28 protein-coding genes, 2 rRNA genes and 1 riboswitch are annotated in these 23,553 nt (G+C 47.2%); of the genes, 28 read left to right on the top strand and 2 right to left on the bottom strand.

The genetic code is table 11. From position 1 onward, the window contains the following. Both ABN764_RS28685 and rrf read left to right on the top strand, forming a co-directional pair. Positions 1-123: ribosomal RNA gene (locus ABN764_RS28685) — 23S ribosomal RNA — on the top strand; the annotation flags it as partial. Between the two features lie 80 nt (positions 124-203). Then, positions 204-320: ribosomal RNA gene (gene rrf, locus ABN764_RS28690) — 5S ribosomal RNA — on the top strand. Between the two features lie 128 nt (positions 321-448). Here the strand turns inward: rrf and ABN764_RS28695 are convergent. Further along, positions 449-985 carry a hypothetical protein gene (locus ABN764_RS28695; RefSeq protein WP_174808860.1) on the bottom strand — a complete coding sequence of 179 codons (537 nt, stop codon included), beginning with the start codon at positions 983-985 and terminating at the stop codon, positions 449-451. 255 nt (positions 986-1,240) lie between these two features. Here ABN764_RS28695 and ABN764_RS28700 point away from each other — a divergent pair, with 255 nt between their 5' ends. From ABN764_RS28700 to rsmI, 10 genes are all read left to right on the top strand, one after another. After that, positions 1,241-1,423 carry a sigma factor G inhibitor Gin gene (locus tag ABN764_RS28700; RefSeq protein WP_021260716.1) on the top strand — a complete coding sequence of 61 codons (183 nt, stop codon included), beginning with the start codon at positions 1,241-1,243 and terminating at the stop codon, positions 1,421-1,423. 133 nt (positions 1,424-1,556) lie between these two features. Then, positions 1,557-3,170: an aminotransferase class I/II-fold pyridoxal phosphate-dependent enzyme gene (locus ABN764_RS28705; protein WP_268627268.1), complete on the top strand. Its 1,614-nt coding sequence runs from the start codon at positions 1,557-1,559 to the stop codon at positions 3,168-3,170. Positions 3,171-3,172: 2 nt separating this feature from the next. Further along, on the top strand, positions 3,173-3,847 hold the full coding sequence (gene tmk, locus ABN764_RS28710; RefSeq protein ID WP_174808858.1) for a dTMP kinase: 675 nt from the start codon (positions 3,173-3,175) through the stop codon (positions 3,845-3,847). A gap of 57 nt (positions 3,848-3,904) precedes the next feature. Beyond that, entirely contained in the window at positions 3,905-4,234 is a 330-nt protein-coding gene (gene darA / locus ABN764_RS28715; RefSeq protein ID WP_021255894.1) for a cyclic di-AMP receptor DarA, read from the top strand. Between the two features lie 99 nt (positions 4,235-4,333). Beyond that, complete coding sequence (locus ABN764_RS28720) at positions 4,334-4,777, top strand: YaaR family protein (protein WP_021255895.1); 444 nt, start codon at positions 4,334-4,336, stop codon at positions 4,775-4,777. A 96-nt stretch (positions 4,778-4,873) separates the two neighbouring features. Further along, a complete protein-coding gene (gene holB, locus ABN764_RS28725) occupies positions 4,874-5,854 on the top strand; it encodes a DNA polymerase III subunit delta' (protein WP_174808857.1) in 981 nt (326 codons plus the stop codon). Continuing rightward, positions 5,855-6,655, top strand: coding sequence for a PSP1 domain-containing protein (locus tag ABN764_RS28730; protein ID WP_021255897.1), 801 nt, complete (start codon positions 5,855-5,857; stop codon positions 6,653-6,655). A 33-nt stretch (positions 6,656-6,688) separates the two neighbouring features. Next, positions 6,689-7,072, top strand: a complete 384-nt coding sequence (gene yabA / locus ABN764_RS28735; RefSeq protein ID WP_021255898.1) for a DNA replication initiation control protein YabA — start codon at positions 6,689-6,691, stop codon at positions 7,070-7,072. A 164-nt stretch (positions 7,073-7,236) separates the two neighbouring features. After that, positions 7,237-8,010 (top strand): tRNA1(Val) (adenine(37)-N6)-methyltransferase, encoded by a 774-nt coding sequence (locus tag ABN764_RS28740; RefSeq protein ID WP_268627265.1) that lies wholly within the window; start codon positions 7,237-7,239, stop codon positions 8,008-8,010. 1 nt (position 8,011) lies between these two features. After that, positions 8,012-8,905, top strand: coding sequence for a 16S rRNA (cytidine(1402)-2'-O)-methyltransferase (gene rsmI / locus ABN764_RS28745; RefSeq protein ID WP_446673797.1), 894 nt, complete (start codon positions 8,012-8,014; stop codon positions 8,903-8,905). A 175-nt stretch (positions 8,906-9,080) separates the two neighbouring features. On the opposite strand, the gene ABN764_RS28750 is transcribed toward rsmI, so the two are convergent. Next, the gene (locus ABN764_RS28750; RefSeq protein WP_005545514.1) at positions 9,081-9,335 is read right to left on the bottom strand and encodes an AbrB/MazE/SpoVT family DNA-binding domain-containing protein; all 255 of its coding nucleotides are present in this window, start codon (positions 9,333-9,335) and stop codon (positions 9,081-9,083) included. Between the two features lie 307 nt (positions 9,336-9,642). Between ABN764_RS28750 and ABN764_RS28755 the strand changes: the two genes are divergently transcribed. From ABN764_RS28755 to ABN764_RS28830, 16 genes are all read left to right on the top strand, one after another. Continuing rightward, positions 9,643-10,926 carry an HD domain-containing protein gene (locus ABN764_RS28755; RefSeq protein ID WP_021255901.1) on the top strand — a complete coding sequence of 428 codons (1,284 nt, stop codon included), beginning with the start codon at positions 9,643-9,645 and terminating at the stop codon, positions 10,924-10,926. Between the two features lie 35 nt (positions 10,927-10,961). Further along, entirely contained in the window at positions 10,962-11,729 is a 768-nt protein-coding gene (locus tag ABN764_RS28760) for a TatD family hydrolase (protein ID WP_268627263.1), read from the top strand. Positions 11,730-11,922: 193 nt separating this feature from the next. Continuing rightward, a riboswitch (cyclic di-AMP (ydaO/yuaA leader) is annotated at positions 11,923-12,126 on the top strand. A gap of 317 nt (positions 12,127-12,443) precedes the next feature. Further along, positions 12,444-13,571: a resuscitation-promoting factor gene (locus ABN764_RS28765; RefSeq protein ID WP_021255248.1), complete on the top strand. Its 1,128-nt coding sequence runs from the start codon at positions 12,444-12,446 to the stop codon at positions 13,569-13,571. 166 nt (positions 13,572-13,737) lie between these two features. Then, the gene (gene rnmV, locus ABN764_RS28770) at positions 13,738-14,304 is read left to right on the top strand and encodes a ribonuclease M5 (RefSeq protein WP_028532547.1); all 567 of its coding nucleotides are present in this window, start codon (positions 13,738-13,740) and stop codon (positions 14,302-14,304) included. A 5-nt stretch (positions 14,305-14,309) separates the two neighbouring features. Then, positions 14,310-15,221, top strand: a complete 912-nt coding sequence (gene rsmA / locus ABN764_RS28775) for a 16S rRNA (adenine(1518)-N(6)/adenine(1519)-N(6))-dimethyltransferase RsmA (protein ID WP_446673798.1) — start codon at positions 14,310-14,312, stop codon at positions 15,219-15,221. 72 nt (positions 15,222-15,293) lie between these two features. Beyond that, positions 15,294-16,199: a sporulation peptidase YabG gene (gene yabG / locus ABN764_RS28780; RefSeq protein WP_021255245.1), complete on the top strand. Its 906-nt coding sequence runs from the start codon at positions 15,294-15,296 to the stop codon at positions 16,197-16,199. Positions 16,200-16,357: 158 nt separating this feature from the next. After that, the gene (gene veg / locus ABN764_RS28785; protein ID WP_021255244.1) at positions 16,358-16,633 is read left to right on the top strand and encodes a biofilm formation stimulator Veg; all 276 of its coding nucleotides are present in this window, start codon (positions 16,358-16,360) and stop codon (positions 16,631-16,633) included. A gap of 215 nt (positions 16,634-16,848) precedes the next feature. After that, the gene (locus ABN764_RS28790) at positions 16,849-17,025 is read left to right on the top strand and encodes a small acid-soluble spore protein (alpha/beta-type sasp) (RefSeq protein ID WP_021255243.1); all 177 of its coding nucleotides are present in this window, start codon (positions 16,849-16,851) and stop codon (positions 17,023-17,025) included. A gap of 167 nt (positions 17,026-17,192) precedes the next feature. Further along, positions 17,193-18,047: a 4-(cytidine 5'-diphospho)-2-C-methyl-D-erythritol kinase gene (gene ispE / locus ABN764_RS28795; protein WP_446673799.1), complete on the top strand. Its 855-nt coding sequence runs from the start codon at positions 17,193-17,195 to the stop codon at positions 18,045-18,047. Between the two features lie 149 nt (positions 18,048-18,196). Continuing rightward, a complete protein-coding gene (purR, locus tag ABN764_RS28800) occupies positions 18,197-19,027 on the top strand; it encodes a pur operon repressor (RefSeq protein ID WP_065292159.1) in 831 nt (276 codons plus the stop codon). A 37-nt stretch (positions 19,028-19,064) separates the two neighbouring features. Continuing rightward, positions 19,065-19,448 carry a RidA family protein gene (locus tag ABN764_RS28805; protein WP_021255240.1) on the top strand — a complete coding sequence of 128 codons (384 nt, stop codon included), beginning with the start codon at positions 19,065-19,067 and terminating at the stop codon, positions 19,446-19,448. A 137-nt stretch (positions 19,449-19,585) separates the two neighbouring features. Further along, a complete protein-coding gene (gene spoVG / locus ABN764_RS28810; RefSeq protein ID WP_005545528.1) occupies positions 19,586-19,870 on the top strand; it encodes a septation regulator SpoVG in 285 nt (94 codons plus the stop codon). A 123-nt stretch (positions 19,871-19,993) separates the two neighbouring features. After that, positions 19,994-21,388 (top strand): bifunctional UDP-N-acetylglucosamine diphosphorylase/glucosamine-1-phosphate N-acetyltransferase GlmU, encoded by a 1,395-nt coding sequence (gene glmU / locus ABN764_RS28815; RefSeq protein ID WP_446673800.1) that lies wholly within the window; start codon positions 19,994-19,996, stop codon positions 21,386-21,388. A 151-nt stretch (positions 21,389-21,539) separates the two neighbouring features. Then, the gene (locus ABN764_RS28820) at positions 21,540-22,493 is read left to right on the top strand and encodes a ribose-phosphate diphosphokinase (protein ID WP_005545532.1); all 954 of its coding nucleotides are present in this window, start codon (positions 21,540-21,542) and stop codon (positions 22,491-22,493) included. Positions 22,494-22,664: 171 nt separating this feature from the next. After that, complete coding sequence (pth, locus tag ABN764_RS28825) at positions 22,665-23,225, top strand: aminoacyl-tRNA hydrolase (RefSeq protein ID WP_446673801.1); 561 nt, start codon at positions 22,665-22,667, stop codon at positions 23,223-23,225. Between the two features lie 87 nt (positions 23,226-23,312). Then, on the top strand, positions 23,313-23,543 hold the full coding sequence (locus ABN764_RS28830; protein WP_021255237.1) for an anti-sigma-F factor Fin: 231 nt from the start codon (positions 23,313-23,315) through the stop codon (positions 23,541-23,543). Positions 23,544-23,553: the final 10 nt, after the last annotated feature.

Below are 23,553 nucleotides of genomic sequence, written 5' to 3' on the forward strand. Positions count from 1 at the left end.
CCCCTCAAGATGAGATTTCCCAATTAGTAAGACCCCTTGAAGACGACGAGGTAGATAGGTTGGAGGTGGAAGCACAGCAATGTGTGGAGCTGACCAATACTAATCGGTCGAGGGCTTATCCTATTTGATTCAGAGCATGACACTTTCGCATTCAGTTTTCAAGGTTCAAACCTTGAACTTCATATTGGCTTTAGCCAATGCTGTTTGGTGGCGATGGCGGAGGGGTTCCACGCGTACCCATCCCGAACACGACCGTTAAGCCCTCCAGCGCCGATGGTACTTGGACCGCAGGGTCCCGGGAGAGTAGGACGTCGCCAAGCGATTAAAGACCACTGTTGAGACATCTCGACGGTGGTTTTTTTTATCTATACCTAATATAGGTATGTAAAAAAGCCGAATGCTTGCGCCTAATGTAGGTTAACAGCAATCGGCCTTTTTTCTTATATGCTTACGCTTTGTACAGGCATATGTCCATTTCGTTGACTTTAACGAGTCCACTTGAGTCGACAGCGCGCATCGTCAATAGGCAATACCAGCGTGGAGACAGCAGCCATAAGTGCCAGAACACATTCAACAAAGTGAGCTCCATTGGAAGCCATGGGCATAAAATAAGAATGACTAAAAACGTAATGGATGTCGTATGCAGCATAATTTTTGTGAGATATCTTAGGCTGATGAATTGCTGTGGGAGTGGCAAGTAACCAATCCATGGCATACGCCACCGCCAAGCCCATCTCCCTTTATATGTGTACCGATCTACGATGAAGATGGATCGGCCTATTACATAATGGAGCCATGCAATGAGTACACAAGAAGCAGCGACATAGCCGATACCGAGGAGGCTATGTTGGTACAGTGCGACTGCGATACACAGTGCAGCTAACGTGGAAAAGGCAATGATGAAAGGCTTCGCTAGACGAACTCTCTTCAGCAGCTGATAATGATAAAATGTTCGCTCCATTTGTTCATTGCGTATGGTTGACATTGAGCGAACCCTCCTTTTCAAGTTGAACAATAATTTATATATCGGTATTTATTCTATGAAAATGTAGAAGGGATAGAAATTGAAGAAGAATCTAATGAAGATCAAAAATGTTGAAAAAGGGTTCAAACCGTACAAACACCAATACCATCAATCCATCATACATATATAAAAACATTTGAAACCGGCTATGAAACTGGTATATATCCATAGAGTTACGGGCATACTTATCATATAACCGCTAAAGGTGGGATTGACATGGAACGTCAGGATACACACTGCATTGTGTGCGGTGAAGCGACGAATGACGGCATAATGGTCGTCAATCAGTTTATTTGTACAGCATGTGAGCAAGAAATGGTTAAGACCGATGTGCAGGATCTGAAATATTCATTCTTCATTCATAAGCTAAAGCGATTATGGCTGCACACGAATGTGTAAGATAGCTCCCCTCGATTTGCTTACTCGTTAGGGCCCGATTCAGTGGGCTCTTTTTGCTTTTTATTGAACAACAGATGAAGAAGCGCACAATTTACGTTACAATAAATGAAGCAATAATAAAGGGGCAACCTTGATGAATATACGTAAGGGGACTTCTCACTTGGCGCTTGATGTACAAGAGCAACTGCGGGCGCCACTTGTGGAAGCTTTACTTCAATATAATAGAAACCGGCACGCATCTTTCCATGTACCAGGTCATAAGGATGGACATTGGTATGAGCAAGCGGGGCTTTCCTTATCTGAGCAGGGAGAATGGAGTATGCTGCTTCAGAGGATGTCACAGCTGTTATCGATTGATGTGACGGAAGTAGAAGGTACAGATGATTTGCATCATCCGACAGGAGCGATTGCAGAGGCACAGCAGCTAGCTGCGAAGTTGTTCGGTTCTGAAGAGACGCACTTTCTTGTAGGGGGCAGTACGGTTGGCAATATTGCACTCCTTATGAGCTGTTGTATTCAGCCGAACGATATTGTGCTCGTACAGCGCAACGTTCATAAGTCTGTATTACACGGGCTTATGATGGCAGGTGCAAGAGCTGTATTCCTTACACCACAGATGGATATGGCAAGCAGTCTTGCTACTGCACCGACCAGTGAAGCGGTAGAGCAGGCACTTCAGGCATACCCAGAAGCGAAGGCTGTATTCGTGACGAATCCAAATTATTATGGGATGGGGATTGATCTCCGTCGACTTGCGGCTATTACTCATCGTTATAATATCCCACTGCTGGTGGATGAGGCACACGGAGCACATTATGGGCTCCATCCCGCATTTCCAGAATCCGCTCTGCAGGCAGGTGCGGACGGTGTTGTCCAGTCAACGCATAAAATGCTTGGCGGCATGACGATGAGTGCGATGCTTCACGTTCAAGGAGCTATGCTTAATCGAGCAAGGCTGAAGAAACTGCTTACGATGTTGCAAAGTTCTAGCCCTTCCTATCCTTTAATGGCATCGCTTGATATCAGCCGCTATTATATAGCGCGAAACGGGCAAGAGGCGTTTGAGGAGGGCCTGAAGGTGGTGCAGCTCGTACGAGCTGCGCTGGCTAACCTGGACGCATTTGAGGTTATAGAGATACAAAGCACTCATTCACAGTCCGCCTATTGCAGTCTTGATCCATTCAAGGTGACGATTCGATGCAGGGAGGGACTGTGCAGCGGTTATAAGCTGTTAGATCAGCTTGCTCTGCACGGGTGTATTGCCGAGATGGCCGATTTGCGGCATACGGTGCTTGTATTCAGCCTAGGCAGCACATTAGAGGATGCGAAGCGATTAATTAGGGCATTGCAAGCGGTTGCTGTGACGTTGGACAACAACACTCCATATACTAAGATACAGGCGGGTACCTATATGGAGATTACTGATGCGTCTGCACATCCGATTGTGATGGCTGACGGGCATCGATTGTTCTCTGAGCCTGTATCCTTCTCGATATATGAACAAGAGCATGTACGAACGAAGCAAGTACTTGTGCAGGAGGCAATTGGGCACAAGGCAGCAGAGTCGGTGATTCCTTATCCGCCGGGCATTCCATTACTTTATCCGGGTGAGATTATTACAGAGGATGCAGCACAACAGCTGATCATGCTTGCATATGCCGGAGCTAAGTGCCATGACGCAGAAGATGAATCCTTGCGAACGATTCGTATTGTGGATACTGAAGAAGAGAAGGGAATTGAGGAATAGATATGAGTAAGCAGCAACGAGCAGAACGTCCCGGGTGGTTCATTACACTGGAAGGTGGAGAAGGAGCAGGCAAGTCATCCGCGATTGAACTGCTGACGGATAAGTTGCGGCAGCAAGGAGTGAACGTCGTAGTCACTCGGGAGCCGGGAGGAGTCCGCATTGCCGAGAAGATTCGCAGCATTATCCTCGATCCTGAGCATACAGAGATGGATGCTCGAACAGAAGCGTTGCTTTATGCAGCTGCCCGCAGACAGCATCTTGTGGAAGTTGTTATTCCAGCCTTAGAGCAGGGAGCAATCGTCTTATGTGACCGATTTGTTGACAGCTCGCTTGCCTACCAAGGCTACGCACGAGGACTCGGGATGGAAGATGTATGGGAAATCAATCGATTCGCGATTCACGATACAATGCCGGATATTACGTTCTGGTTAGATATTGATCCACAGGCTGGATTGGACCGGATTGCGGCTAATCAGGCTCGTGAAGTGAACCGACTCGATAAAGAGAAGCTTGCATTCCACGAAGCAGTGCGCGAAGGGTACGAACGAATTGCTAAGCAGGAGCCGGAACGGATTGTGCAATTGGATGCTACACAGTCGCTAACACAAATAAGTGGGCAAATGTTCGACATTTTATGTGAGCGAACGCAGGATTTTGCAGGCCGGATGTATAAATAAGTAACATCATTCCAAATAGGGATGCCAAGAACTTTATTTTAAGGAGGATGACCAGGCATGAAGATGGTTGTGGCTATTGTACAAGACAAAGACAGCAATCGGCTTTCCGGTGCATTAGTAAAGGCGAATTTTAGAGCGACCAAGCTGGCGAGTACGGGTGGATTTTTGCGTGCAGGCAATACGACGTTCATGATAGGTGTGGAGGATGATCAAGTGAGCACCGTCCTGAATGTCATCCGCAGCAACTGTAAGGTGAGAGATCAGCTTGTCACCCCAGTGACTCCGCTCAGTGGTACTTCGGATTCTTATATGCCGCTGCCTGTCGAAGTACAGGTAGGGGGAGCAACCGTGTTTGTGCTCCCAGTAGAGCGGTTCGAGCATTTTTAACATTTCGTCCGTAATATTACGATATAATAGAAGTAATCCGCAGATGGATGGATTTCAATCGAATTATACTATGAAGCGAACGATTGCAGGTGATATGGAGTGAAAATTAACCCTGGATTTCGCCCCTTCGGCACAGATGTGCGTATGGGTGAATCTGTAACCAAGCCTGTCCAGCACAAGTCTTTTGCGGACATGATGAACAATCGTCATGATCAAGCGAGCAATGATGAGCTGCAGCAGAGGCTGCAGGATATTTATCAGCAAGGGGAACGACTGTCGAAGTCCATGACGATTCGTGAGCTTCGCATGTACCGAATGATGGTGAAGCGTTTTTTGGAGGATACAGTACGGCGGAACCTGAAAATTCGGGAAACGCGTGGATGGGATCGACGCGGCAGAAGCAAGCGATATCAGATTGTCGATGAAATTGACAGTGCTCTCATTGAATTAGCGGATCATCTGCTGGAGACGGAGCAAGGTAAAATTGATCTGCTTCATAAAGTAGGGGAAATTCGCGGGATGCTGATTAACCTGTGCTTCTAGTCAAGCTAGGGGAATTTCCCCATATCCGATGACTAGAGCAGAGCTTCTTGCTCCGTATCGCATTCTGGTTATATATATGGAAGGAATACGCATAACATGTCGTTTGAACAAATTCTCGGACAGGATCGAGCTAAGAAAATATTGCAAAATGGTCTGCGCACAGACAAGGTATCCCATGCCTACTTATTCAGTGGACCGAAGGGTACGGGCCGGATGGCTGCTGCGCTAACCTTCACCAAGGCGTTATTCTGTGAACGCATGACAGATGATGCTTGTGGGGAATGTCTTTCTTGTCGGAAAATTGAGCACGGCAACCATCCTGATGTGCATATTATTGTACCAGAGGGACAGTCGATTAAGATCGATCAAATTCGCGAGCTGCAGCGCGAATTTTCCTACCGAACCCAAGCTACAGGCCGGAAAGTGTACATTATGGAGCAGGCGGAGAAGATGACCGTGCAAGCGGCCAACAGCCTGCTTAAATTTTTGGAGGAGCCAACAAGCCCTGTAGTGGCTATTCTGATTACAGAGAATGGACAAGCGATGCTGCCAACCATTCAATCCCGTTCACAGATGGTGCCATTTACACCGCAGGATCCGAACCTTATCTGTCAAACGTTAGTAGCAGAGGGTAGTCCTGCTATATTAGCTCGTGCAGCTGTCTATCTTGTAAACGGCCTAGAAGCTGGGCGTGAGCTATGTGGACAGAATTGGTTTGCAGAAGTGAGAAACGTAATGTTACAATTAGGAAAGGAGTGCGAAGCAAGACTTCCTTCCGCACTTCTAACCGCACAGCAGAAGTTGTTTAAGACCGAGCTTGCTGAACATACGGACATGTTGTTCCGTTTGTTCCATCTCTGGTTTCGAGATATGTTGAATTACCAATACAACCGGCAGGAGAGTCTCGTCTTTATCGATCAGCTTGATACAATCAGCAAGCTGGCCTGGACGAAGTCGGCTGAAGGATGGATTCGGTGCATGGATGCGGCGACGGAGGCGCAGAAGCGGGTGCGCGCCAATGTAAGCCCGCAACTTGCTTGCGAGCAGTTTCTGGTTGGAATCCAAGGAGGTACTTGATTGTATAATGTAGTCGGCGTCCGTTTTAAGAGAGCGGGCAAAATATACTATTTCGACCCGGTCGAATGGCCGGTCCAGAGGGACCAGCATGTGATCGTCGAAACGGCGCGCGGCATTGAGTACGGCAAAGTCGTGATTGGTCCGAAGACCGTCGGTGAGAACGATGTGGTGCTTCCCTTGAAGAAAGTCATTCGCATCGCTAATGAAGCTGACGCTACATTGGTGGATGCGAACCGGCAAGCTGCGAAGGATGCGTTCGCAACCTGTATGGACAAGATTAAGGCGCATCAATTGAAGATGAAGCTTGTAGATGTTGAATATACGTTTGATCGGAACAAAATCATCTTTTACTTTACGGCAGAAGGGCGCGTGGACTTCCGCGAGCTGGTGAAAGACTTGGCCAGCGTATTCCGGACACGGATTGAGCTCCGGCAGATTGGTGTACGGGACGAGGCGAAGATGCTTGGCGGCATTGGGCCTTGCGGGCGCGTGTTATGCTGTTCCTCATGGTTAGGTGATTTTGAACCGGTATCTATTAAAATGGCAAAAGACCAGAACTTATCGCTGAATCCTACGAAAATATCCGGTTTGTGCGGTCGCTTGATGTGCTGCCTGAAATACGAGCATGACAATTATGAAAGCGTGAAAGAAGAGCTTCCTACAGTCGGCAAGTGGGTTGTTACCTCGATAGGAGAGGGCAAGGTCGTCGGTATTAATGCCGGTGAACGTAAAGTGCACGTCCAATTAGCGGATATCGGCAAGGTGAAAGATTTTGCTTTCGACGACGTTGTCGTAAAATAAATAGCGGACATTTTCACGCTCTGGGGTGGGAACTTGGAGAAGAAAGACATTTTTGCGCAGATTCATGAATTGGAAACGCATATGGGAGACCTTCATCAAGAGCTTGGTGCGCTGAAACTCGTCGTCAAAGAGCTGCTGGAAGAGAATCAACGCTTGTGGATGGAGAATCAGCAGCTGCGCAAAGTACTGCACCACGAGCATCACGAGCACTTGGAAGTTGAACCTGAGGTGAAGGGAGACTCGGCACCCGCAGTAAATCCTGATCCAAATGGAGATTCCAAAGAGAACGTGGTTGGCGAAGGGTATGATAATTTGGCGCGGCTGTATCATGAAGGGTTTCACATTTGCAACGTGTATTATGGACATTTGCGGACGGAAGGTGACTGTTTGTTCTGTCTGTCCTTCCTCAATAAATAACCGCGGCCGTAGGTCAGTGGGAACCGATAAGAGGGTTCCCCACCTACGGCTTTTCATCATATTAGGGGCAATTTACAGCATAGCTGATGAGGAAGCCCCTTATGAAACGTTAAAGATATAGGTGTAAGTAGTACTTAAATGAAGATGATAAAGGCAGGGGCGTTATGGAGAATAGAAACGATGTGATCGGGCTGCATCCATCTGAGAGGCTCGACGATTTGCTCACTCATCAATTACGAATCATACAGAGCTCAGAGGTGTTCAGCTTCTCCATGGATGCTGTCCTGCTGGCTCGATTCGCTTCCGTGCCAACGCGTGGCCGGATTATGGATCTGTGTACAGGCAATGGGGTAATCCCACTGCTGCTGTCCACACGGACTAATGCGCAAATCGATGGATTGGAAATACAGCCAAGACTTGCGGATATGGCCAGCCGCAGCGTTCGGCTAAATGGCTTGGAAGAGCGAATACGCATTATCGAAGGGGATTTGAAGGCATTTACACCAGATGCAGAGCGTCCCTTTTACGAAATGATTACAGTAAATCCTCCCTATATGCCGTTGACGGCGGGTGATGTGAAAGAGAACGAGCATTATGCACTAGCTCGCAGTGAGGTCGCCTGCACATTGGAGGATGTGATTCGCACGAGTGCTAAGCTGCTGCGAACGGGCGGGAAGCTTGCCATGGTTCACCGTCCTACCCGATTAACTGATATCATAGCGCTTATGCGGACATATCGATTGGAGCCGAAGCGCATTCGCTTCGTTCATCCACGCGAGGAAGTAGAGGCCAATATGGTACTGATTGAGGCCGCGCGAGACGGCAAGCCGGATGTACGGCTATTGCCGCCGCTTATCGTATATAATGATGGAAATGAATATCGTGAGGAATTAATGGATATCTATTATGGGAAAGCCTCGCAGCTGAAGGATGGGTAATATGCAATTGACGGAACAATATAGCTACCAGCAACAAAACAAGGAAAATGTAGGGGCATTATATCTTGTAGGGACGCCGATTGGAAATCTGGAAGATATGACATTCCGGGCTGTACGCATACTGCGGGAAGCTGATATTATTGCAGCGGAAGATACACGTGAGACAAGGAAGCTGTTGAGTCATTTCGAAATTACAGGGAAGACGCTGTACAGCTATCATGAGCATAACAAGCAGGCAAGCGGACCTGAACTTGTGCGTATCATGGAAGAAGGCAAGCGTATCGCCCTTGTGAGCGACGCCGGGTTACCCGCGATATCAGATCCGGGTGCAGATCTTGTTCAACTGGCTGTAGAAGCGGGCATTCCTGTTATTCCGATTCCTGGACCAAATGCGGCTTTATCTGCCTTAATTGCGTCTGGGCTGCCAACGAATCGTTTCACATTCGTAGGTTTCCTTCCGCGGGAGAAGAAGCATGCAGATGCGGTGCTTACCTCACTCCGAGTGGAAGCGGGAACGCTGTTATTCTATGAGTCACCACATCGTATTGCGAAGACGCTCGATCGGCTTGCTTCCGCATACGGAGACAGCCGCCGGATTACGATTGCCCGCGAACTGACGAAGCGTTACGAACACTTCATCCGGGGTACGGTTGGTGAATGCATTGCCTTTGTAAGCGAGCATCCTCCATTAGGAGAATGTTGTATCGTCGTCGAGGGCGCTGATGAGAATGGAACTTCTCAAGATGCGGGACAAGCATGGTGGCAGGAACTGACGGAAGAAGAGCATGTTGCGCATTATGAACGTGAACAGGGAGTATCACGCAAGGATGCAATGAAACTGGCAGCCAAGGATCGTGGTGTATCCAAACGGGATATCTATCAGGCATTGTTATAGAACAAGAATGGATACAATGGATCATAAGCGAAACATGCAGAATATAGAGGAAAACCCTTGCTGTAAAACAAAAAAAAGACCTCCATGGTTGGGTTCAAAACCATGGAGGCATCAAGGAAGATATAAAAAGGTTAGAATTAACATATGTGATTAGAGCTATTATAACCTATTTTTTTTATTTTGTCACAGGTTGTGGTATTTCTGATATACATTCGTGACAAACAATTTTTCCTTTAAAGTATGTAACGTTCTCTGCATTGCCGCAGAAGATGCATGCTGGCTCATATTTCTTAAGCATGATGCGCTCTCCGTCAACGTAAATTTCTAGCGCATCCTTTTCACCGATACCAAGGGTGCGGCGAAGCTCGATCGGAATGACGACACGACCTAGTTCATCTACTTTACGGACGATACCAGTGGACTTCATCATAGTTCAACGCTCTCCTCTTTGCTTTAGCATGAAATGTCATATTTCGACAAAATTCTTTTTGGCTGATTCTTATCGTACCAACCATTCCCAAATTAGTCAACCTAAAAAATGTATACTTGGCGTGCTAATTTATGGATTTTAGGTTTTTTTTAGCTTATATTAAGCTGTTTTTAACGACGTAGCGTACACTTTTACACTCGTATGGTATTTTTTATGCAAAAATAAACAGAAACAAGAATAAACCAAATCTTTTCGACAATAAGGCAGACTATGTCGAAAAGGTTCGAATCGAAAGGAGTGATTTTCAATGTTATTAGAGGAAAAAGTGTTCAAGGATCCGGTTCACAATTATGTGCATGTTCAAGATCGAACAATTTGGGATTTGATTAACACAAGGGAATTCCAGCGGCTCCGCCGCATTCGCCAATTAGGAACTTCCTATTTAACATTCCATGGGGCAGAGCATAGCCGCTTTTCTCATTCTCTGGGCGTATACGAGATTACTCGGCGGATTATTTCTCAATTTGAACGAAACCAATACGAGGACTGGCCGCAAGAAGAGAGGCTGGTTGCCTTATGTGCTGCACTGCTTCATGATGTGGGCCATGGACCATTCTCTCATTCCATTGAAGAGGCCTTCGATATGTTTCATGAAGATTGGACATACCGCATTATAATAGAAGATACCGATATCAATCGCGTGCTGAGACAAGTAGACCCCCAGCTCCCAACCAAGGTGGCATCAGTGATTCGCAGGACATATGAGCGGCCGATTGTCGTGAATTTGGTATCCGGCTCCCTTGATGCGGATCGTATGGACTATTTGCTGCGAGATGCATACTTTACCGGTGTTAATTACGGTACATTCGATATTGATCGTATTCTAAGGGTGCTGCGACCGCTTAAGGATCGGATTGTAGTCAAAGAGAGCGGCATGCACGCAGTAGAGCATTACTTACTAGCTCGATATGAGATGTATTGGCAAGTTTACTTCCATCCGGTAACCCGAAGCTCGGAGATGTTACTTCGCCTGATTTTCAAACGAGCCAAAGAATTATATTTGGGTGGATACACTTTTCAATATTTCCTCTCTCCTCTAGATGCTTTATTTGAAGGAACGATTACGACAGAACAATATATCCAAATGGATGAGGCATTTGTACAGACCGCATTTATGCAGTGGACAAGGGAGAAGGATGAACGTCTCGTTGACTTGTGCCAACGATTCATGGAGCGTAAACTATATAAATATATTGAAGTCGAACAGATGGATGAAGATTTACAGGAACGATTGCGGGCAGAGTGGTCGCAGATTGGGCTTGATCCGAACTATGAACTTATGTTCGATTCTCCCTTCGACAAGCCCTATGATGTATATCGAAAGGGAGATGCCCGTTCACAGCAACATATTATGCTATGGGGGCGGGATCAGCAAATTGTAGAGCTGTCCAAGAAATCGGATATTGTACGTTCCATTAGCGGCATTCGCCGTGGAAAACACTATATCTATTTCCCAATGGACAAGCTTCTGGAAGTCTCGAATCACCTTACGGAAGATACAAGGCGTATGTTTATACGCCGCAATCATTAGATCGATTTACAAGAAAGAAAAAGGGGCGCATAAACGTGTTATTTGATACACATACGCATTTAGACAGCAGCAATTTTGACGAGGATCGCGATCAGGTTATCGCACGGGCCATTGAACAAGGGGTGACCCGTATGGTTAACATCGGGTTCAATCGAGAGACGATCCCGACGACGATGGCGTTGGCAGAGAAATATGATTTTATCTATGCAGCCGTGGGCTGGCATCCGGTAGATGCGATAACGATGAAGCCGGAGGATATAGACTGGATCGCCAAGCTAACGGAGCATGAAAAGGTTGTGGCGATTGGCGAGATCGGACTGGACTATCACTGGGATACGTCTCCGAAGGATGTTCAGCACCGTGTATTCCGCGAGCAAATTGGGTTGGCGCGAGAATTGAAGATGCCGATCATTATTCATAATCGTGAAGCGCACGAAGATGTAATCCGCATCTTGCGCGAGGAGAAGGCTCACGAAGTAGGGGGCATCATGCACTCCTTCTCAGGTAGCTGGGAAACAGCGAAGATGTGCCTGGATATGGGCTTCTACCTTTCATTTGGAGGACCTGTTACTTTCAAAAATGCAAAACAGCCGAAAGAAGTACTTGTTAAGGTTCCGAATGATCGACTGCTTGTGGAGACGGATTCTCCCTATTTGACTCCTCATCCGTTCCGAGGCAAGCGCAATGAGTCCGCATATGTTCGTCTTGTTGCAGAGGTTGCAGCAGAGCTGAAAGGTATGGAATTTGAAGAATTTTGCAGAATGACGACTCAAAATGCAATGACATGTTTTGACATCGCGTGAAAACGGGCCAAAAACAAGTGAAAAAAAGACATTGGCCATAAAATAAGTGGATTTCATTATGAAAAACGGATTTAGTTACATTTTTTTAACCATTTTTCGCGAAAAACGGAATTGCTACTGTCTTTACAAGAAGATTGCAAACACGATATGATTTCTCACAGATGTTATTACACAATTCAATATTGTTCCAACTAATTCAGTATCGCTTAATCTCCATGAAGTGGAGAGCGGGGGAACCAGAGTGTGAACGACATGACATGAGTACATGTTCAATCACACGGATTAATTCCTTGGGGTGAATTAGGGACGACCGAGCCATGAGCCGGTTGGTTCCGATAGGGCGACTCTCAAGCCCGAACCCGACAGCTAACCTCGTCAGCGTACCGAGAGAGGGTTCCTCGCGTCCTGCACTGTTGACGTTTGGGTTTCTATTACGGAAGCCGCGAAAGAGTCTCCTCTTACGAAGGGCTTCTTTTGTTTACTCTCAAACATTCTTTTTTTGAATAATGAGAATAAAGACGTCATAGGGTGTAAGAAATAGGAGGTGGGAGCAGCCAATACTGAAACGTTGGTACGGAGATTTCGGCATTGTCTTGAACGATTACATGCTCGTTTATGGCAAGTGAAGTCTCTCGTAAACATTCTTGAAATAGTCGCGTCAGATGGAATCATGCAGAGCACTCGACGGCGGGACTATGTAAGGAGGACCGAGAAATGGGACAGATCGTGAACAACGAAACCCATGAACCCCGATCATCCAGCATGTCACTCGCATTGCGATGGAAGCATGAAAATGTGCGTGTTATCACCGTTATTGCAGCTGTAGCAATCGTGATCACATTAATAGCAGTCTTGACTTGGTATAATGTAACGAAGAAGACAGTGGCTGTGCTCGTTGATGGACAAGAGCGTTCAGTCGAAACTCGCCTAGATACGCTTCGCAATGTTTTGGATGAGCATGCGATAGCGCTTGGGGCATACGATGTAGTATCGAAGCCGCTTGATGCAGAAATTGCTGATGGAGATCGAGTTATTATTGAACGCGCTTTGCCTATCCAAATTACAGCGGATGGGAAGAAAGAAACACAATTTACGACGAAGAAGTCGGTGCATGATGCACTGAGTTCGCTGCAAATCCAAGTGAACCCTGAAGATAAGGTATTCCCTTCTAAGCGTGCCTCTATTTCGAAGAACATGGATATTCGTATCGTCCGTGTCAGCAAGAAGATGGAAGAGCGTAAAGTGAAGGTTCCTTATCAAGTGGTGAAGCAGGCAGATGCTACTCTCCTTAAGGGGAAGACCAAGACGGTTCAAGATGGAAAAGAAGGCTTGGTTGTCCAGAAAGTACAGAAAACGTACGAGGATGGTAAGCTCGTATATGCGCAGATGGTCGACAAATCCGTTCATACAAAACAAGTGAATCAAGTGATAGCCTATGGAACGAAGAAGGAACCGGAAGTTGCTGTTCTGTCAGTGAACGCGCAGGAAGACGATTCTGACAATGTTTCCAGTGGCGACAAAGATTTTAACTATAAAAAAGTGCTGAAGAACGTTCAACTGACGGCGTATACGGAATCTGAGGGATCGGCTGGTGCGAAGACGGCATCTGGCGCAATAGTATCAGAAGGTCGTACTATCGCGGTTGATCCGAAGGTCATTCCGCTCGGCTGGTGGGTATATATCGAAGGGATTGGATTCAGACGTGCTGAAGATACAGGTGGCGCGGTCAAGGGGAAAATTATCGATGTATACTTCGACAGCAAGAAGGCGGTCAGCAAATTCGGACGCAAGAAGGGGTACACCGTATACGTGGTTGGCCCAGTCAAGCCGGAATCGAACTAACGCACAAGGTATGCAGCCATGTGTAATTAGGATATAGTAATGAATAATGATTTATGTCATGCTAAGAAGAGGGGACACCCTCTTCTTTTGTTGTTTATTTATGAATGGAGAGCATGAGAAGGATGCGGAATTAGGAAGCAGCCTTGTGGTGAGAGGAGCAAGCATATTGATACGTGAAGTGATAGTTGTAGAAGGCAAAGATGATACCGTTGCCATTCACCGTGCCGTTGAGGCGGATACAATTGAGACAGGTGGATCGGCGATTAATGATACAACGATAAAACGCATCGCATTGGCCCAAGAGCGTCGAGGGGTTATTATTTTCACGGATCCAGATCATGCGGGAGAGAAAATTCGGAAGACGATAGCAGAACGTGTACCTGGGTGCAAGCACGCTTTCCTGCCTAGACATGAGGCGATAGCCAAAGGGGATCTTGGTGTGGAGAATGCAAAGCCAGAAGCGATTCGCCGTGCCTTAGAGCAGGTTCGCTCGGAGATGCCAAGCATGACGTCAGAGCTGACGTGGACGGATCTCGTCGAAGCGGGATTAACGACGCATGCAGGCTCTGCAGAACGCAGACGGCAGTTAGGTGAAATATTGGGCATTGGATACTGCAACGCGAAGCAGATGCTCAAGCGCTGCGGTGTGTTTCAGATCGGACGAGAGGAATTTGAGAACGCCTTGCGGAAGCTGAACCAATTCGAGCAGGAACAATGTGCAGAAGGAGAATAGATGGAATGACGCAGACGAGAATAGATATTGCAACACCGAACCGCACGAAAGACATTATACGCAAGCATGGGTTTTCATTTAAGAAAAGCTTAGGACAGAACTTCCTAATTGATATGAACATTTTGCGCCGTATTGTGGATGCTGCAGAGCTGGATGATGTGACAGGTGCCCTGGAGATTGGGCCTGGGATTGGTGCGCTTACGGAGCAGCTCGCTAAGCGCGCTCGTCGTGTAACAGCAGTCGAGATCGATCAGCGCTTGCTTCCGATATTAGGGGAAGTGCTGGAGCCTTATGAACATGTCCATGTTGTACATGGGGATGTATTGAAGGTGGATTTGCATGAATTGTTCCGCGAACAGTTCCAGGATGTCGATCGGGTAAGTGTTGTGGCTAACTTGCCGTATTATGTGACGACCCCGATTATGATGAAGCTTCTGGAGGAGCGTCTGCCGCTCAAGAACATCGTCGTCATGATTCAGAAGGAAGTTGCAGAGCGAATGGCAGCGAAGCCAGGAGGCAAGGATTACGGCAGCTTAAGTGTGGCTGTTCAATATTTTGCAGAGCCGGAGCTTGTATGCACCGTGCCGCATACGGTGTTCATCCCGCAGCCAAATGTAGAGTCTGCAGTAATCCGTCTACGTGTGAGACAGACTCCACCTGTGCAGGTGAAGGATGAGCCGCTGTTATTCGATGTTGTACAGGCTTCGTTCGCTCAGCGTCGCAAGACGATTTGGAATAACCTGAAGGCTCGCTATGCCAGCAAGTGTGGTACAGACAGGCTGACAGAAGCGCTTGCTTCAGCACATATTGAACCGAATCGCCGAGGGGAAACACTCTCGATTGAGGAGTTCGCTGCTCTGTCCCATGCGATCGGCCAAGCCATTGCACGTGCAGAAGAAGAGGATCAAGCGGAGTAACATAATTTTAAGGCTTAGGCATCACCAATTTATGCGTTTGCCCATAGGATAGTCGGAGAGGTGATTGATCCTATGAACGAACAAGTGAAGCAGGGAGATTTGGTCGTACGCAAGTCGTACGGTGGCGATATTACATTCCGTGTGGAGGAGATCTTCCGACAGACGGCGATTATTAAGGGGACGGATTACCGCTTACTGGCGGATTCCCATGTTGAAGATTTAGTTAGTGTACCGAAGGCAACGATTGCGCGCCGCACGGAACAGGCTCATATCAAGATGTTGGAGTCTGTCGAGGTGCTTGAACAGCAGCGTAGGCAGCTGCATGAGCGCAGGCGGACGGAGCTTCCATTTGCAGAGATGCCGAATTCCATTTCAACCTTTGATATGCCGGGAACGGTACTCCATCTGGATGGGGATCCCGGGTATTTACAGAAGAGCATGGCGATATATAATCAGCTCAACGTGCCGGCAGAAGGCCATTATGTGAATGAACGCAATATGGCAGATACGTTGTATCGGCTGCTGCCGCGAGTGAAGCCGAATATAATCGTCATTACGGGACATGATGGTGTATTGAAGAACGGCAGGTACCGTGATCTGTTAAATTTGCAGAATTATAAGAACTCCCAGAACTTCGTTAATGCAGTACAGACGGCAAGGCAGTATGAGCGCCATCTTGATTTATTGACTGTAATTGCCGGGGCATGCCAATCTCACTTCGAGGCGCTTCTGCAAGCAGGAGCCAACTTTGCAAGTTCGCCGGGCCGAATTATGATTCATGCCCTTGATCCAGCTTACGTAGCGGTTAAGGCCTCATATACCTCAATTCGTGATACCGTACAGATTGGGGATATTGCGCCTCATATGGTCAGTGGCATTGACGGGGTGGGAGGCATTGAGACAAAGGGAAGTTATCGCGTCGGCATGCCGAAGTTGAAGGATTTATCGACATTGAATGTTACACCAACCGTAATATAAGCGGCCTATGTATAAAATACAGAAAAAAGAACCATTTTAATAAATTTGGGCAAAAAAACACATTGACACGAAAACGGTGTTATTGTTATAATTATTCGTTTATTTGACAACACCTCTTGAATTGGTTATAATGGACAAGGAAAGAGGTGGTAGCTGTAATGGCGAAAAACGCGCTGTTTGAAATTCGTCGTTGTCTTGAAGCACATGTCGGTCAGAAGATTCTGCTCCGCGCCAATGGCGGTCGTCGGAAAACGATTGAGCGTACGGGCGTGTTGGAAGAAACCTACCCTTCTGTATTTATTGTTAAGTTGGACCAGGATCAGAACGCGTTTAAGCGGGTATCCTATAGCTATGCAGATATATTAACAGAATCGGTCCAAGTGACCGTATGCGCCGATAACGGCGAGTTGAAGATTGAATATGTTCGCGGTTAAGCGACATGACGGCAGCCTGTGAGGGCTGCCTTTTGTTTGTTTTGAAGGAATGACATGAGCACGCACGGTCATGGTTCTCCCAGATGCTCCCCCATAAATCGGAACAGGAGTGAACGTATAATGGAGGTGGCTTCTACTTACATTAACGGTAGGCCGATGATTATGTCGTGCTTGCTGATGATATGAACTTTAAGGTAAGCGTGGGAGGTGCAGTGATGAGCCGAAGAAAGCGCAGCTTCATGTCTGAAGATCTGAAGGTGGAATTGGCTAAAGATCTTGGCTTCTACGATACGGTGTCCAAATATGGATGGGGTGCTATCCGTGCGAAGGATGCTGGCGATATGGTCAAGCGGGCCATTCAACTTGCCGAAGAGGCAGCCTCGAAAAAATAACGAGTCATGAACCTTCTATCCAGCGAGCATCGGATCTATTCCGCTCTGTTCGCTTTTTTTATTAACGAAATCATGTTCATTGCCTGTATACGTACACATATGACTTGCACCATAGAGTCTGTTATAATAACGTAAGCGATCCGTAGGATAAAGAAGGGTGAACGCGAGTGAAAGTGTACGAGAAGGCGCCTGCCAAAATAAATTTGCTGTTGGATGTGCTGCGTAAGCGCGAGGATGGGTATCATGACGTCGAAATGGTCATGACGATGGTAGACTTAGCGGACCGTCTCGAGATGGAGGAACTTCCTCGAGATACGATTATCATCTCCAGCCAAGCAGGTTACATACCGTTAGATGAGAAGAACTTGGCGTTCCAAGCGGCAAAACTAATTAAAGAACATTATGAAGTGAAGCAAGGCGTATATATTCATTTAGATAAAAAAATACCAGTAGCTGCCGGACTAGCCGGTGGAAGCAGCGATGCTGCTGCTACACTGCGAGGCTTGAATCGATTATGGAAGTTAGGGATTCCTGATGAAGAGCTGCAGGTGCTTGGTGCGGAACTTGGGTCAGACGTCCCGTTCTGCGTGACGGGAGGGACTGCAATAGCTCGCGGCCGCGGAGAGGCACTTGAGATGATTGAGCAGCCACCTCAATGCTGGGTTGTGCTTGCCAAGCCGCCGATTAATGTATCGACGGCTGATGTCTATGGGCGCCTTAGAGCGAGTCAGATTACGGAGCATCCATCGCTGGATCAAATGCGCAGAGCGATACAGGCCCAAAGCTTCCAAGGGGTGTGTGAATCGCTTGGCAATGTGCTGGAGGATGTCACGCTGCCGCTCCATCCGGAGGTGCAGCAGTTGAAGGATGCTATGCTTCGGCTCGGGGCTGAAGGGGTGCTGATGTCGGGCAGCGGTCCGACGGTATTCGGCCTCGTGTCTAAAGAATCTAAGATCGCAAGGATCTATAATGGACTGCGCGGTTTTTGCAAGGAAGTGTACGCGGTACGCTTGTTGGGATAACAGGCTTAGATAGATTAACGTGTACTAAGAAGGCGAAATGGTTACAATTCAAGGATTGTTTGACTTGACAAGCGGCCATCATCTTGCTAAATAGCGTACATTCATGTAATATCTACAATATAATATTCGGTTTTGAGCGAGGAGTAATCATGAAAAAATTGAAGCGAAGCGCCCGTCTGGTTGAGATGACCCAATATCTGATGTCTAAGCCGCATACGCTCATACCGCTCACGACATTTGCAGAACGTTACGGTGCAGCCAAGTCTTCCATTAGCGAGGATTTGGCTATTATTAAAGAGGTGTTCGAGAGCGAAGGGACGGGAGATTTACTGACGCTGGCTGGTGCTGCAGGCGGAGTGAAGTTTATTCCGAAATGCACGCCTGATATCGCACTTCCTGTCATTGAGTCTTTATGCGCATCAATGGGGCATCCAGACCGGGTGCTTCCTGGGGGATATTTCTATATTACTGATATTTTAGGCCAACCAGCCTTGATGAACGATGTAGGTCGAATGTTCGCATCTGCCTTTGCAGGCTGCAATATTGACGTCGTGATGACGGTAGAGACGAAGGGGATTCCAATTGCCTATGCGACTGCTGCTCATCTGAACCTGCCAGTGGTGCTAGTACGTCGCGACCATGTTGTGACAGAGGGATCGGCCGTTAGCATTAACTATGTATCAGGATCGCAGAAGAGCATCCATACGATGACACTCGCACGGCGTGCCTTGAAGGAGCGCTCACGTGTATTAATCGTGGACGACTTCATGCGTGCTGGTGGAACGATTCACGGCATGATGGATCTCCTGAAGGAATTCGATGCCACTGTAGCGGGTGTTGGTGTATTGGTAGAATCGGAGGATGTATCGAACGAAGAACGGCTGTTGACAGATTATGTGTCCCTCATTCGCGTTGGGACTGTAGATGCGCGGACTCGTCATATTATGGTGAAGCCGGGGAACTACTTCGATAAGGAATAAGCGATAGAGAACAACATTGATTCGGGAGGGTATTCAAATGTCTCATGAATTAGAAGCAATTGCAACGAATCAAGCGCCTGCGGCCATTGGCCCATACTCACAAGCAATGAAGCTGGGCAACCTCTTGTTCACTTCGGGTCAAATTCCGTTGACTGCACAAGGTGTGCTCGTGGAAGGCGGAATTGAGGAGCAGACACACCAAGTGTTCTCCAACTTGAGGGCTGTGCTTGCAGAAGCAGGTACTTCTTTCGATAAGGTAATTAAGGCTACTGTTTTTATCAAGGACATGAATCAATTTGCTCAAATCAATGCTATCTATGAATCGTACTTCGGTAATCACAAGCCTGCACGCTCCTGTGTAGAGGTAGCGAGACTCCCGAAGGACGTACTTGTCGAAATTGAACTGATCGCAGCGATATAAATCGAAGCTTGTCGAATCCGTTAAAGACAGGCATAAATTTTTAAAAAAAGTTAGATTATTGGCAAATTTAAGAAGGATTTTTCATGCGCGTGTGGAATTATACACCAAGTCTCGATGGAAAAAGGTGGTGAACACACGTGCAAATTACTGATGTAAGACTCCGCCGCGTCAACACAGAGGGGAGAATGAAGGCAATCGCATCGATTACGATCGATAACGAGTTTGTCGTTCATGACATTCGTGTAATCGACGGCAACAATGGCATGTTTGTAGCGATGCCGAGCAAGCGGACTCCAGATGGCGAATTCCGCGATATTGCTCATCCGATTTCTTCGGCGACTCGCGAGAAGATTCAAGCTGCTGTATTGGCTGAATACGAACGCGCTGCTACGGAAGAGGAAGTTATCGAAGAGGGCGCGTAGTTTTATGATTTTATAATTGGGGTTGCAAAGAAAGAGAGCCAATCATAGGGGCTCTCTTTTCTTTTTCTCCATAATGAGATATATTCTTCTATGGAGTAAAGGTAGAGCAGGAGGTCGGACGCTTTGAAAAGAATGGCCATTGTGCTTGCTGCCGGACAAGGCAAACGCATGAAGTCAAAATTGTACAAAGTGCTTCATCCCGTATGCGGGAAACCAATGGTAGGGCATGTTCTTGATGCTGTCGAAAGTGTGGATTGTGAGCGCACCGTCGTCATTGTAGGACATGGAGCAGAAGCAGTACAGCAATTCCTGGGGAACCGTGCCGAGTACGCCTTGCAAGCGGAACAGCTTGGTACAGGACATGCGGTTAAGCAAGCGAAGGCGCTTCTTGATGGTGAGGAAGGAACGACACTTGTCATTTGCGGCGATACACCGCTAGTGACACCAGAAACGTTGGCTCAGTTGATGGAACTGCATAACCGCGCTCAGGCGTCAGCGACGATTTTGACGGCTGAACTGAATGATCCGACAGGTTACGGTCGCGTCATTCGCGCAGAAGACGGTTCGGTCTTGAAAATTGTCGAACAAAAGGATTGTACGACCGAAGAACAGCTCGTGAAGGAGATCAATACGGGCACGTATTGCTTCGACAATGTGAAGTTGTTCGCGGCGCTGGAGCAGATCAGAAATGATAATGCCCAGCAAGAGTATTATTTGACTGACGTAATCGGCATCATGAAGGCACAAGGAGATACGGTGCAAGCATATTGTACGCCGGATAACAGTGAGGCAATCGGCGTTAATGATCGCTTGGTGTTGTCTGAAGCGGAACGCTTCATGCGTGAGCGTATCAACAAGCGCCATATGCTGAATGGTGTAACGATTATTGATCCTGCCAATACGTATATTGAGTCTGGTGTTGTCATCGGAGCGGATACGATCATTGAACCAGGGACAAGCCTGCGTGGCAACACGACGGTTGGCGGCGAATGCGTTATTGGGCCGAACAGCGAGATTGTTGATTCTACAATCGGCGATCAAGTGCATATTAAGCAATCTGTACTCAGTGAAGCGATTGTAGGCGACGAGAGTTCAGTTGGTCCATTCGCTTATTTGCGTCCAGGCGCACGTCTTGGTAAGCAGGTAAAAGTCGGCGACTTCGTGGAAATTAAAAATGCGTCGCTTGATGATCAAACGAAAGTATCGCATCTCAGTTATATTGGTGATGCCGAAGTAGGGAAGAATGTAAATGTTGGATGTGGCGCGATTACGGTCAACTATGACGGCTTCAATAAGTCGCTCACTCAAATTGGCGATGATGCGTTCATTGGCAGCAATGTCAACTTGATTGCACCTATCAAAGTAGGCACTGGCGCTTACGTCGTTGCCGGATCAACGATTACACATCCTGTACCAGATAATGACTTGGCCATCGCTCGTGAGCGTCAAGTAAACAAGCCAGGGTATGCGGAGAAGATTCGCGCCCGTGCAAAAGCAAAAAAAGAACGAGAAAAGTGATCGATAAGGTTGCACTTTTCATTCAATATCGTTTAGCATGGTATTGAGAGCCTTTTTAGTTGAGACCATGTAGGGATAGACTAAGCAGCACCATTAACGGACAGTATAAAACAACGATGAACAAGAACCGGCACGGAGGGTTTTTAATATCATGACGTATTGTGATTCCAAGTTGAAAATTTTCACTTGCAACTCCAATCCTAATTTGGCGAACAAGATTGCAGAATACATCGGAATTCCGATGGGAGATGCAGAAACGAAGAGCTTTAGTGATGGAGAAATCCAAGTTAAGTTGTCTGAAAGTGTACGCGGTTGTGACGTTTACGTCGTTCAATCGACATGCGACCCGGTCAATGACAATTTGATGGAGTTGCTTGTAATGGTGGACGCATTGAAGCGTGCATCGGCAAAGAGCATTAACGTAGTTATCCCTTACTATGGCTACGCTCGCCAAGACCGTAAAGCGCGTTCGCGCGATCCGATTACGGCGAAGCTTGTAGCGAATTTGATCGAGACAGCAGGAGCTCATCGTGTTATTACGATGGACTTGCATGCCACACAAATTCAAGGATTCTTTGATATTCCTGTGGATCATATGCTGGGTGTTCCAATTTTGGCACAATATTTCCGCTCGAAGCAACTCGAAAACGTTGTTGTCGTATCGCCTGACCATGGTGGTGTGGTACGTGCGCGCAAATTGGCTGACTTCCTGAATGCACCGCTTGCCATTATCGACAAGCGTCGTCCAGAGCCGAACGTTAGTGAAGTTATGAATATTATCGGGGATATTAAAGGCAAGACAGCGATCATTATCGATGACATTATCGACACGGCTGGTACGATTGTGCTTGGTGCGAACGCATTGGTTGAAGCAGGGGTGAAGGAAGTCTACGCTTGCTGTACGCATCCAGTACTGTCCGGACCTGCGATGGATCGTTTGGAGAAATCGCCATTTAAAGAGGTTGTTGTAACGGATACAATTCCGATTACACATGAAAACCCATCTAGCAAGTTACACGTACTGTCGGTTGCACCGTTAATGGGTGAAGCGATTATTCGTGTTCACGAAGAATTGTCTATCAGTAAATTGTTTGAGATTGAATAAAGCGTGGGTCGAGTGACCTGAGCTGCACGTTACGGAAGGGTTACGTCTTCGGTCTTCGCCGGAGAAGTAACCCTTATCGGCATTTGAATGTGTCTGCGAATCAGGTGCGGATGCATGCCAAAAGCAGTTCAATCATCATATCGATGATCAATAAGGAAGGATGTAGCGCTCTTGAAGTGGATTGTAGGATTAGGTAACCCGGGAACCGAATATGCCGCAACCCGCCACAATATCGGCTTTATGGCAATTGACTCTCTTGCGGATCGCTTCGGCATTCAGGTACGTGAGAGCAAATGCAAGGCGTTAATCGGAGAGGGACGCGTTGGAACAGAGAAGGTAGTTCTTATCAAACCCATGACGTATATGAATCTGTCTGGAGAGGCTGTTCGCGCATATATGGATTACTATAAGGCGGATATTGAGGATTTTATCGTTCTATATGATGATATGGATACAGAGCTTGGGAAGATTCGCTTGCGCTATCAAGGGAGTGCGGGTGGTCACAACGGGATTAAATCGCTCATCCAGCATCTGGGAACGCAATCCTTCAATCGAGTTCGGATGGGGATATCTCGTCCGGAGCCTGGTCGGTCTATTGTAGATTACGTGCTGTCTACGTTCCCTAAAGCGGGTATGGAAGACTTGAAGCAGACAGTCGAGCGCACTTGCGACGCTGTCGAATTCTCGCTTAAGCATTCGTTCGAGCAGACGATGGCGAAATTCAATCGATAATATGATCTGATCAAAACTGATGTTGGGCTAATGTGCCTTTCTTTTGGACATACTGAACGGTATAATCCAAGAATGGGAGGCATATACATGTCTGTGAATTACGTGTGCAAACATTGTCATACAATGATTGGGCGCATCGACGGGAACGGGATTGATGAGGAACGCCTCGGCTTCCACCGTCTTACCCCAGACGAGCGCCAACAATATATTGTCGTTCATTCCAATGGAGATGTAACCGTGCGGATGACATGTGAATATTGTACAGAAGCGATTCAGATGCATCCCGAGTTGTCTTTGCTTTCCTCCCCCTTGCAATGAGGGTGGATGG

The organism is Paenibacillus wuxiensis (assembly GCF_040195695.1).
Classification (GTDB): domain Bacteria; phylum Bacillota; class Bacilli; order Paenibacillales; family Paenibacillaceae; genus Paenibacillus_B; species Paenibacillus_B suaedae.